The following is a 10978-nucleotide window of genomic DNA, read 5'->3' as shown; positions in this document are numbered from 1 at the left end:
CCACCCACCCGATCGCGCCGACGCGCCCCCCACCGAACTGGTCCTGAAGACGACCGCGCCGCGCGTGCCGGCGCAGTTGCTCGCGCGCGCACGGCTGAGCCTCGCCGCGCCGGCGTTCGACGGCCGCCCGGTCACGCTGGTGCAGGCGCCGGCCGGTTACGGCAAGACCTCGCTGCTCGCGCAATGGCGCCGCGAAACCGTCGCGCTCGGCCGCGCGGTCGTGTGGCTGTCGGCCGACGAGCGCGACGACGCGCCGCGGCTGCTGCAGGGGCTCGTGCAGGCGGTGCGGACCGGCTGCGCGCGGCCCGGTTTCGGGCGGCTGATCCCGGCCGGCGCGGCGCGTGCGCTCGACGGCCTGACCGCGTGGCTGGCCGAGGTCGCGCAACTGTCGATGGAGGCGCTGCTGATCGTCGACGACGCGGAGCGGCTGCCGCCCGCCGGCCTCGACGCGCTCACCTACGTGCTGCACAACGCGCCGCAGAACCTGCATGTCGTCGTCGCCGCGCGACGCGGGCTCGGTCACGCGGCCGGCGACCTGCTCGCGGGCGGCCAATGCACGCTGGCGGGCGCCGACTGGCTGCGTTTCACGCTCGACGAGACGATCGCGCTGGTCGGCGCGCGCTTCGCGCAACGGGTGGATGCCGACGCGTGCGCGCGGCTGTTCGAGCGCGTCGACGGCTGGCCGCTCGGGCTGCAGCTCGCGATGGCCGCGATGGCGCGCTCGGCCGATCCGCGCCAGGCGGTCGACGCGCTCGCCCAACGGGTGGACGGCACGCGCGACCGGCTCGTCGAGCTGTTGCTCGCGAACCTGTCGGCCGACGACACCGCGTTCCTGACGCGCACGAGCGTAGCCGATCGGCTGCATCCGTCGCTGTGCGCGGCGTTGCTCGACGACGTGCACGCGTCCGAGCGCCTCGCGCGGCTCGCCCGCGACACGCCGCTGTTCACCACGTCGGACGATTCGGACTGGTGCCGGCTGCACCCGCTCGTGCGCGACACGCTGCGCGATCGGCTGGCTGCGCGTCCCGACGCCGAGCGCAGCACGCTGCACGCCCGCGCGGCCGCCTGGCTCGACACGCACGGGATGACCGAGGAAGCCGCGCGCCACGCGTACGCGGCCGGCCAGTTCGAGACCGCGTACGCGCTCGCGCAGCGCTGTCTCGAGGATGCGATCAAGCAGGGCCGCATCAACGACGTGCTCGACTGGCTCGCGCTGCTGCCCGATACGGAGCTCGACAAGCGCCCGACGCTGCGGATCGCGGTCGCGTGGGCGCTGGCGCTCGGCGAGCGCCATGTCGAGGCGCAACGTCAGATCGCGGGCATCCTGGCCGACGACGGCACGCCGGCCGCGATGCGCTACGAATGCGCGCTGATCCTCAGTGCGGCCGCGTATTACGCCGACGAAATCGACCGCTTCGTCGCGCTGTTCGAGCCGTGGGCCGACTTCACGCCGCCGGCGGCGACGTGGCTCGCGCAAATGCACGCGAACCGGCTGTCGGCGCGCGCGATCATCGTCGGCGAACCGGCGCAGGCGCGCCGGTTCCAGCAGGCGGCGCCACGCGGCGAGACGGCGGCCGGGTTCGGCTACGTCGCGCGCTGGGGCGAGCTGATCACCGGCCTGAGCTACCTGCGCGAAGGCCAGATCCGGCTCGCGGACGACGTGCTGTCGCCGGCGCTGGCGCGCGCGGAAGCCGATCTCGGGCGGCGCCATCCGCTGACCTGCATGCTCGCGGCGATGTGCGCGGCGCTCGCGTACGAGGCCGATCGCGTCGACCAGGCCGCCGCGTTGCTCGCGAACCGGCTCGACGTGCTCGAACACGCGGGCACGCCCGACACCGTGCTGCTCGGCTATCGCACGGCCGCGCGCATCGCGTTGCTGCGCGGCGTCGAGCATCGCGCGATCGATTTGCTGGAGGCGCTCGACGCGATGGGCGTTGCCCGCCGGCTGCCGCGCCTGTCGGTCGCGAGCCTTGCCGAGCAGGTGCGCATTCACGCGGCGCGTTACCGCGAGGCAACCTGCCATGCGCTGGTCGAGCGGATCGACACGATCGCCGCGGTTGAATTTCCGGCGCACGGGCCGCTGTGGCGGCGCCCCGTCGTGCTGTTGCAGGCGAGCGCGCATGCGTACGCGGCGCTCGCCGCGCGCCGCTGGGACGACGCCTGTGCGGCGCTCGACGAAGCCGCCGTGCTGGCCCGCGAAATGAGCATGGGCCGCGAGCGCATCGAGATCATGGCGCTCAGCGCGTTCGCGCTCGAACAGTCGGGGCGCGGCGGCCGTGCGCTGCTCGACGAGGCGATGAACCTCGCGGACATGTTCGGGCTCACGCGCACGCTCGCCGACGCGCATCCGGCCGTCGCCGACTGGGCGCGCCGCGCCGGCGACGAGGCGGCCGCCGGCGACGGCCCCGCGCGGCACGCGCTGCCGCAGCCGCGCATCGTGCCGCCGGCCCCGCGCGGCGCGGCGAGCCCGCGCGCGGTGCCGAGCGTCGTGCTGACGCCGAAGGAGCGCGCGATCCTCGAGCTGCTCGCGCGCAACCTGTCGAACAAGGAGATCGCGGTCGCGCTCGCCGTCGGCGAGGAAACCGTGAAATGGCACCTGAAGAACCTGTTCGGCAAGCTCGACGCCAGCTCGCGCAAGCATGCGGTGCGCCGCGCGCTGGTGCTCGGGCTGCTCGAAAGCGCGCCCTGATGCCGGCCTGAACCCGTCGCCCGCGGCTGCGCAGTCGCCTGTCCATCCCCGTTTCGATTCTCCGCAACCCTGCCCCCCGCGCATGGGGGGGAGCGGCCGCCCGTCGTTGCGTAGTCTTTCCGCACGGCTCGCGGCGGCGCGCATGTCGCGCGTTCCCGCCTGCCCCGCTGCTTCCCCGCTTCACCCGGCCGGGCTCGATCCCGTCCGGTCCATGACGATTCTGGAGACTTCGATGAAGACGAAACTGGCCGCGCTCGCGGCGCTTGCCGGCTGTTCGGCGCTCGCGCACGCGCAATCCTCCGTCACGCTGTACGGCGTGATCGACACGGGCCTGCTGTACCAGAGCACGTCGGCCGCGTCGTTCAGCCCGAGCGCGCCGAACACCGGCAAGGTGTTCCGCATGAAGGACGGCGGCATCTATTCGAGCTTCTGGGGCATCCGGGGCAGCGAGGACATCGGCGGCGGCTACAAGATCAACTTCAAGCTGCAGGGTTCGTTCGACAGCAGTACCGGCAAGCTGCAGCTGAGCGACACGCCGGGCGCCGTCGCGATCTTCAACCAGGTCGCGTCGCTCGGCGTGTCGGGCCCGTTCGGCACGTTCACGGCCGGCCGCCAGATCGTGCCGATGATCTACGCGATGGCCGACACCGACGTGCGCAATGCGCAGTTCTTCGGCAGCGTGCTGACCGCGTGGCTCGGCCTGAACACGGCCGCCGGCTGGCCGGGCACGAGCACCAACGGCGCGATCGGCGCGCTGTACGACAGCAATGCGCTCGTCTACCAGTCGCCGACGTTCGCGGGTGCGTCGATCGCGCTCGAATACGCGCCGGGCGGCGTCGCCGGGCAGTTTCAGGGCGGCACGCGCGAATCGGTCGTGCTCAGGTATGCGAACGACGGGCTGAACCTGTCGGCCGTCTACTACAACGGTCACGACACGAATCCGGCGCCGGGCGTCGCGCCGACCGGCGTCGACAACAATCGCTTCGTCTACGCCGGCGCGAAATACACGATCCGCGATTTCTCGGTGTCGGCGTCGTACGGCAACGGCAGGAATCCGTCGCATGCGGACAAGGTGAACCTCGACATGCTGTCGGCCGGCGTCGGCTACCGCTTCACGCCCGCGTTGCAGGTCACGTCCGCCGTGTACTACCTGAAGGATCGCAACCGTTCCGAAAACCGCTCGACGGCGGTCGTGCTCGCGGCCGACTACAGCTTGTCGAAACGGACGATGGTCTATGCGCAGGTCGGCCACGTGAACAATCGCGGCACGATGGACCAGATGCTCGTGTACGGGCAGCCGGTCGCACCGGGCGTCGGCACCACGGCCGCGATGGTCGGGCTGCGGCACAACTTCTGACGGCGTCGGGCGAGGCGGCACCGGGGGCGCGCGGTCGAGCCCTGCATCGATTCCGCGGATCGGCTACAGTGGGCGTTTTTCGGCGCGCTCCGGCCCGCCGCCGCGCCGTGGAACGTGTTCGGGCGCGGCAGCGCGAACGCTGCGCGGATCATCCACTTCGACGAGCGAACCTTCATGCCCGACCTGTCCGCCTTCCCGATCACGAAAAAATGGCCGGCCCAGCATCCCGACCGTCTCCAGCTCTATTCGCTGCCGACGCCGAACGGCGTCAAGGTGTCGATCATGCTCGAGGAAACCGGCCTGCCGTACGAGCCGCATCTCGTGCGCTTCGACACGAACGACCAGTTTTCGCCCGAATTCCTGTCGCTGAACCCGAACAACAAGATTCCCGCGATCATCGATCCGAACGGCCCCGATGGCCAGCCGCTGCCGCTGTTCGAATCGGGCGCGATCCTGATCTATCTCGCGGACAAGACGGGTCAGCTGATCCCGAAGGATCTCTCGGGCCGCTACGAGACGATCCAGTGGGTGATGTTCCAGATGGGCGGCATCGGGCCGATGTTCGGCCAGGTCGGCTTCTTCCACAAGTTCGCCGGCCGCGATTATGAGGACAAGCGCCCGCGCCAGCGCTACGTCGACGAGTCGAAGCGCCTGCTCGGCGTGCTCGACGCGCATCTCGCGAACCGCCAGTGGGTGATGGGCGATACCTACACGATCGCCGACATCGCGATCTTCCCGTGGGTGCGCAATCTGGTCGGCTTCTACGAAGCGGGCGATCTGGTCGGGTTCAGTGAATTCCGGCACGTCAAGCGGGTGCTCGACGCGTTCGTTGCGCGGCCGGCAGTGGAGCGCGGGCTCAATATTCCGGCGCGCGGCTGAGCAAGCGGGCCGCCGTGTGCGGCCTGCCGTCGGCTCGGGCCCGCCGCATTACGCGGCGGGCTTTTTTTTGCCCGCGTGGTGCGCCGGCGTCACGCGTCCGCCGCTGCGCCTTTCAGCCCCGCCAGCAACTTCCCCAGCAGTTCCGACAACTGCACCTGTTCCGCCTCCGACAGCGCCGCCAGCAGCGCACGCTGGTTGTCGATGTGCGCAACGACCGCTTCATCGATCAGCGCCCGCCCGGCATCCGTCAGCGCGACGAGCGTGCCGCGCCCGTCGGCGGGGTTCGGCCGGCGCTCGACCCAACCCGCCTTCTGCAGCCGATCGATGCGCGCGGTCATCCCGCCCGACGACATCATCAGCGCGTCGTACAGCGCGGTCGGCGTCAGCGCGAACGGCGCGCCGCTGCGCCGCAGCGTCGCCAGCACGTCGAATTCGCCCGGCTGCATGCCGTAGCGCGCGAACAGCGGATTGAGACGGTCGCGCGCGATCACGAGCGCGGCTTCCTGCAACCGCCCCATTACCACCATCGACGTTGCGTCGAGATCCGGACGCTCGGCGCGCCATTGCGCGAGCGCATGCTCGGCTCGATCCATTAACCCTCCTCGGCCTGCCAGTTATCTTGACGTCGAGATAAATCGGCGTTTATCTTGATGTCGAGATACTTTACCTGAAAAACGCGCGGCGCCTCGCTGGCAGCCGCGTACCGATAGAGAGGGCCTTGCAATGAATCGCTTCACTTCCCCCGGATGGCGGCTCGCCGCGATCGTGCTCGTCGGGCTGAACCTGCGGCCGGCGCTCGCCGCGGTCGGCCCGCTGCTCGACATGATCCAGCGCGCGACGGGGATCGGCGACGGCGCGGCCAGCCTGCTGACGACGATCCCGATCCTGTTGATGGGGCTCGGCGCTCTGAGTGCGCCGCGCCTGCAGCGCCTCACCGGGATCGCGGGCGGCGTGTGGCTCGGCGTCGCGTTGATCGGGCTGGCTTGCGCGTCGCGCGTCGGTGCGCAGCATGCGTGGCTGCTGCTCGCGAGTGCGTGCTGCGCGGGCGTCGGGATCGCGATGGTGCAGGCGCTGTTGCCCGGCTTCGTGAAGGCGCATTTCGCAACCCGCATCGGCGGGGCGATGGGTGTCTACTCGACGTCGATCATGGGCGGTGCGGTGCTCGCGAGCGTCATCGCACCATTTGCCGCGGCGCGCTGGGGCTGGCTCGCCGCGCTTGCAGGCTGGGCGTTGCCGGCGGCGCTCGCCGCGCTGGCCTGGCCGCTGGCGAGCCGCGGTGGCGACGCGCTTGCCGCCGGGCCGGCGTCGGTATCGAATGCGCGACCGTCGCGTTCGCCGCGCGCATGGCGGCTCGCGCTGTTCTTCGGCATCGCGACCGGCGCATACACGCTGGTGCTCGCGTGGCTGCCGCCGTACTACATGCGGCTCGGCTGGTCGCCGACCGCGGCCGGCAGCCTGCTCGGCGGCGTGACGCTCGCGGAAGTCGTCGCGGGGCTGACGATTTCCGCGACGATCGACCGTCTGCCCGATCGCCGGCCCGCGCTGCATGCGGCGATCGCGTCGCTGTTCGTCGGGTTGCTGATGATGCTGGCCGTGCCGGAAGCACTCGCATTGCCGGCCGCGCTGCTCGTCGGCGCGGGAATCGGCGCGCTGTTTCCGCTGTCGCTGATCGTCACGGTCGACCATGCGGCGACGCCGGCCGATGCCGCGTCGCTGACGGGGTTCGTGCAGGGTATCGGTTACTTGATCGCCGGCTTGTTCCCGTTCGCGGCCGGCATCGTGCGCCAGCATCTCGCCGACCTGACGCCCGCATGGATCGCGATGGCGTGCCTGTGTGTCGCGCTGTTCGTGCTCGCGGCCGGGTTCGCGCCGAAACGGGTGCGGCAGATGGCGCGAGCCTGAGCGACACCGCGGACCAGCGGCGCGGGTGTCTGCATGCCCGGTGTCGTCCCGGTCATGCTCGCTCGCGCACCGGCAATATCCTCGCGGCCCGTCCAGATACTCGGCTCCACGGCGCTGGCGTGTTCAGCCTGCGCTCGCGTACAGCGTCGAATCCGCGAACCCTTCGGCGTCGAGCACGCGCCCGATCAGGATCAGCGCGGTGCGCTCGATCTGCGTGCCCTGCACCTTGCCGACGATGTCGGCCAGCGTGCCCGTCACGCGCGCCTCGTCGGGCCAGCTCGCGCGATAGATCACCGCCACCGGGCAATCGGCGCCGTAATGCGGCAGCACTTCGTCGACGATGCGCGCGAGGTGGCGCACGCCGAGATGGATCGCGAGCGTCGCGCGGTGCGCGGCCAGCCCGCCGAGCGCCTCGCCTTCCGGCAGCGTCGTCTTGCCCGCGAAGCGCGTGAGGATCACCGTCTGCGCGACGCCGGGCAGCGTCAGCTCGACGCCGAGCGTCGCCGCGCACGCGGCCGTGGCCGTCACGCCCGGCACGATTTCGTACGGAATCCCGAGCGCTTTCAGGCGGCGGATCTGCTCGCCGATCGCGCCGTACAGCGACGGGTCGCCCGAATGCACGCGCGCGACGTCCTGCCCGTTCGCGTGCGCGGCGGCGAGCAGCGCGACGATCGCGTCGAGGTCGAGCTCGGCCGTGTTGACGACCTGCTCCGCGCGATGACCGTCGAGCACGGCAGCCGGCACGAGCGAGCCCGCGTACAGGATCACCGGGCACGTGCGCACGAGGCGCTGGCCCTTCACCGTGATCAGCTCCGGGTCGCCGGGGCCCGCGCCGATGAAATACACCGTCATCGAAATTTCTCCGTCAATTCGTTGAGTGGCCGCTGCGTCGCGTCACGCGCGCGCGGCCGGATCGAGTGCGTCGATGAGCGCCGGGACCGAGTCGAACGCGCGGTCGGCATCGGGCAGCGGCGGCCGGCGCAGCATCACGACCGGCAGCCCGCGTTCGCGCGCGACGTCGAGCTTGGCCTCGGTGGCCGCGCCGCCGCTGTTCTTGCTGACGACGACGTCGATGCCCGCCAGCGCGAACAGCGCGCGTTCGCCGTCGAGCGTGAACGGCCCGCGCGCGGCGACGACCTGCGCACGGGCGTTGCCGGGATGCGCGTCGAGGCAGCGGACGAGCCAGAACTGGTGCGGCGGGATCGCATCGAGATGCGCGAGCGGTTCGCGTCCGAGCGTGAACAGCGGGCGCCGGAACGGCGCGAGCGCGGCCTCGATGCCGGCCCAGTCGTCGACCATCCGCCAATCGTCGCCCGGCTGCGGCGTCCACGGCGCGCGGCGCAGCGCCCACAGCGGCACGCCCGCGTCGCGCGTCGCCGCCGCGGCGTTCGCGCTGATTTGCGCGGCATACGGATGCGTGGCGTCGATCACGAGGCCGATGCCGGCGTCGCGCAGATACGCGGTGAGCCCGGCTGCGCCGCCGAACCCGCCGACGCGCACGTCGCAGCGCAGATCGTCGGGCGTCTTGCCGAGGCCGGCGAGACTGTAGACATGATGCGGGCCGAGCGCGCGCGCGATTTTCAGCGCGTCGCCGGTGCCGCCGAGCAGCAGGATGCGCGCGCTCATCGCGCCGCCCCGACGAAGCGGCCCTGCCGGTCGATCGCGAACATCTCGACCGCGACCGACGGCGGCACGATGTCGCGCGCCACCTGCAACGCATGCGCGCAGACCAGATCGCCGAGCGGCACGCCGTCGGCCTGCGCGAGTTTCAACGCTTCCTGGCTCGTGTTCGCCGCGCGCATCGCGGCCTGCAGCGCGTCGCTCGCACCGGCTTCGGCCGCCCATTGCGCGAGCAGCGGCAGGTCGATGCTCGAATGGCGGCTGTGCAGATCGAGATGGCCGGCCGCGAGCTTGCTCAGCTTGCCGAAGCCGCCGCACATCGACAGGCGCGCGACCGGCGCGCGCCGCAGATGCTTGAGCACCGCGCCCGCGAAATCGCCCATCTCGATCAGCGCCATGTCGGGCAGCTGGTAGTGCGCGCGCATCGCGTCCTCGCTCGCGTTGCCCGTGCAGGCCGCGATGTGCGCGATGCCGTTCGCGCGCGCGACGTCGATGCCCTGATGAATCGACGCGATATAGGCCGAACACGAGAACGGCCGCACGATGCCGGTCGTGCCGAGGATCGACAGCCCGCCGACGATGCCCAGCCGCGGGTTCATCGTCTTCAGCGCGAGCACCTCGCCGCCTTCGACGCCGATCGTCACGTCGAAGCCGCCCGCGTAGCCGTGCTCGGCCGCAAGCGCCTCCAGGTGCGTGGTCATCATCTGGCGCGGCACCGGATTGATCGCCGGTTCGCCGACCGGCAGCGTCAGCCCCGCGCGCGTGACCGTGCCGACGCCCGGCCCGGCATGAAAGCGCACGCCGGGCGCCGCCGCGAGCGCGACGCGCGCGAAGATCAGCGCGCCATGCGTGACGTCCGGATCGTCGCCGGCATCCTTGATCGTGCCGGCTTCGGCGCCGTCGGCGGTCGTGCGGCAGAACTCGAGCCGCATCATCACGCGCTGCCCCTTCGGCAGCACGATCTCGACCGCGTCGTCCGCGTGACCCGCGAGCAGCAGCCGCGCGGCCGCGAGCGACGTCGCGGTCGCGCAACTGCCGGTCGTGTAGCCGAAGCGCAGCGGCGCGGGCTGTTCGGGGGTTTCGTCGCGCATCACGCGTCCGTTGGGTTCGACGGATGCGACGCGCCGGCCACGGCAGCCGCATCCGCGGCATCGGGCTTGCGCGCGTCGTACAGCGTGACCGGCAGCGGCTGCCGCCACGTGTCGAAGCGGCCGAGCGGTTCGGCATGCGCGAACGATACGCGCGTAAGCGTGCCGCCGTGCACATCGCGCCAGGCGGCGAGCGCCATCTCGCCCTGCAGCGTGACCGCGTTCGCGACCAGCCGCCCGCCGGGTTTCAGCGACGCCCAGCACGCGTCGAGCACGCCGGGCGCCGTCGCGCCGCCGCCGATGAAGATCGCGTCGGGCGCGGCGAGCCCCGCAAGCGCTGCAGGCGCACGGCCCGCGACGAGTTGCAGGCCCGGCACGCCGAGCGTATCGCGGTTGTGTTCGATGAAGCGTTGACGCTCGGCATGCGCTTCGATCGCGATCGCCTGGCAGGATGGATGCGCGCGCATCCATTCGATGCCGATCGAGCCGCTGCCGGCGCCGACGTCCCACAGCAGTTCGCCGGGCGCGGGCGCGAGGCGGCCGAGCGTCATCGCGCGCAGGTCGCGCTTGGTGAGCTGGCCGTCGTGGCGGTACGCATCGTCGGGCAGGCCGGGCGTGAGCGCGCGGCGCGGTGCGTCGGGGCCCGCCTGGCAGTCGAGTGCGACGAGATTGAGCGCGGCGGTTTCGTCGACGTGCCAGTCTTGCGCGAGGCCATCGATCCGTCGCTCGAGCGGGCCGCCGAGGTGTTCGAACACGCTGATGCGCGTCGGCCCGAAGCCGCGCGCGGCGAGTTCGGCCGCGACGGCGGCCGGCGTGCGGCCGTCGGCGCTCAGCACGAACAGGCGCCGGCCCGGCAGCAGGTGGCGGGCCAGCGTCGCGAGCGGACGCCCGACCAGCGAGACCGCGCCGACGTCCTGCAGCGCCCAGCCGAGGCGCGCCGCGGCGAGCGACAGCGACGACGGCGCGGGCAGCACGCGCCATTCGTCGGGAGAAAGCTGGCGGGCGAGCGTCGCGCCGACGCCGAACAGCATCGGGTCGCCGCTCGCGAGCACGCACACCGGCGCGCCGCGGCGCGCGAGCAACCCCGACAGGTCGAACGGCGACGGCCATGCTTCGCGCGTCGCGCGCAGTCGCGCGGGCAGCATGTCGAGCTGCCGCTTCGCGCCGACCACGTGCGCCGCATCGAGCAGCGCGCGCCGCGCGTGGCGTCCGAGCCCCGCGTAACCGTCGTCGCCGATGCCCACTACCGTCAGCCACGCCGTCATGCACCCTTCCCCATCGTTCGATTTCATCGTGTCGCCGCGCGGCCGTGAAAGCGCCGGTGCAGCCGTCCGCGTTGCAAAAAACGGCATGGTACCGTGTTCCACCCCGCGTTTCATCTGCCCGCCCGCCCGCGCGCGGCCGTTGCCCGCTTCGCTCGCCGCGAACCGCCAGCCGGTCGCG

9 protein-coding genes are annotated in these 10978 nt (G+C 71.8%); 4 read left to right on the top strand and 5 right to left on the bottom strand.

The window, feature by feature from the left end:
* The 3 genes from H0X95_RS26900 to H0X95_RS26890 all read left to right on the top strand — a co-directional run.
* A partial coding sequence (locus tag H0X95_RS26900; RefSeq protein WP_196446288.1) for a LuxR C-terminal-related transcriptional regulator occupies positions 1 to 2689 on the top strand: 2689 nt, incomplete at its 5' end.
* A 232-nt stretch (positions 2690 to 2921) separates the two neighbouring features.
* Positions 2922 to 4046, top strand: a complete 1125-nt coding sequence (locus H0X95_RS26895) for a porin (RefSeq protein WP_059723762.1) — start codon at positions 2922 to 2924, stop codon at positions 4044 to 4046.
* 174 nt (positions 4047 to 4220) lie between these two features.
* Entirely contained in the window at positions 4221 to 4925 is a 705-nt protein-coding gene (locus tag H0X95_RS26890; RefSeq protein ID WP_059723763.1) for a glutathione binding-like protein, read from the top strand.
* A gap of 89 nt (positions 4926 to 5014) precedes the next feature.
* Here H0X95_RS26890 and H0X95_RS26885 read toward each other — a convergent pair whose 3' ends face one another.
* Entirely contained in the window at positions 5015 to 5518 is a 504-nt protein-coding gene (locus H0X95_RS26885; RefSeq protein ID WP_006496425.1) for a MarR family winged helix-turn-helix transcriptional regulator, read from the bottom strand.
* Between the two features lie 130 nt (positions 5519 to 5648).
* Between H0X95_RS26885 and H0X95_RS26880 the strand changes: the two genes are divergently transcribed.
* Complete coding sequence (locus tag H0X95_RS26880) at positions 5649 to 6827, top strand: MFS transporter (protein WP_059723552.1); 1179 nt, start codon at positions 5649 to 5651, stop codon at positions 6825 to 6827.
* Between the two features lie 123 nt (positions 6828 to 6950).
* Here the strand turns inward: H0X95_RS26880 and cobM are convergent, their stop codons facing one another.
* Genes cobM through H0X95_RS26860 form a run of 4 tightly spaced genes read right to left on the bottom strand, consistent with a single transcriptional unit; the run spans position 6951 to position 10800 of the window.
* On the bottom strand, positions 6951 to 7679 hold the full coding sequence (gene cobM, locus H0X95_RS26875) for a precorrin-4 C(11)-methyltransferase (RefSeq protein ID WP_059723554.1): 729 nt from the start codon (positions 7677 to 7679) through the stop codon (positions 6951 to 6953).
* Positions 7680 to 7721: 42 nt separating this feature from the next.
* Entirely contained in the window at positions 7722 to 8453 is a 732-nt protein-coding gene (locus tag H0X95_RS26870; protein WP_048986538.1) for a cobalt-precorrin-6A reductase, read from the bottom strand.
* Positions 8450 to 9538 carry a cobalt-precorrin-5B (C(1))-methyltransferase gene (locus H0X95_RS26865; RefSeq protein ID WP_059723555.1) on the bottom strand — a complete coding sequence of 363 codons (1089 nt, stop codon included), beginning with the start codon at positions 9536 to 9538 and terminating at the stop codon, positions 8450 to 8452. Before H0X95_RS26865 ends, H0X95_RS26870 begins: the two co-directional genes overlap by 4 nt.
* Complete coding sequence (locus tag H0X95_RS26860; RefSeq protein WP_034195700.1) at positions 9538 to 10800, bottom strand: bifunctional cobalt-precorrin-7 (C(5))-methyltransferase/cobalt-precorrin-6B (C(15))-methyltransferase; 1263 nt, start codon at positions 10798 to 10800, stop codon at positions 9538 to 9540. Before H0X95_RS26860 ends, H0X95_RS26865 begins: the two co-directional genes overlap by 1 nt.
* Positions 10801 to 10978 lie beyond the last annotated feature (178 nt).

Origin of the sequence: Burkholderia sp. 9779_493 (assembly GCF_015712215.1) — a bacterium.
Taxonomy (GTDB): domain Bacteria; phylum Pseudomonadota; class Gammaproteobacteria; order Burkholderiales; family Burkholderiaceae; genus Burkholderia; species Burkholderia cenocepacia.
Note: the sequence above shows the minus strand (reverse complement) of the source record. Positions and strands in the feature narration are given on the sequence as shown.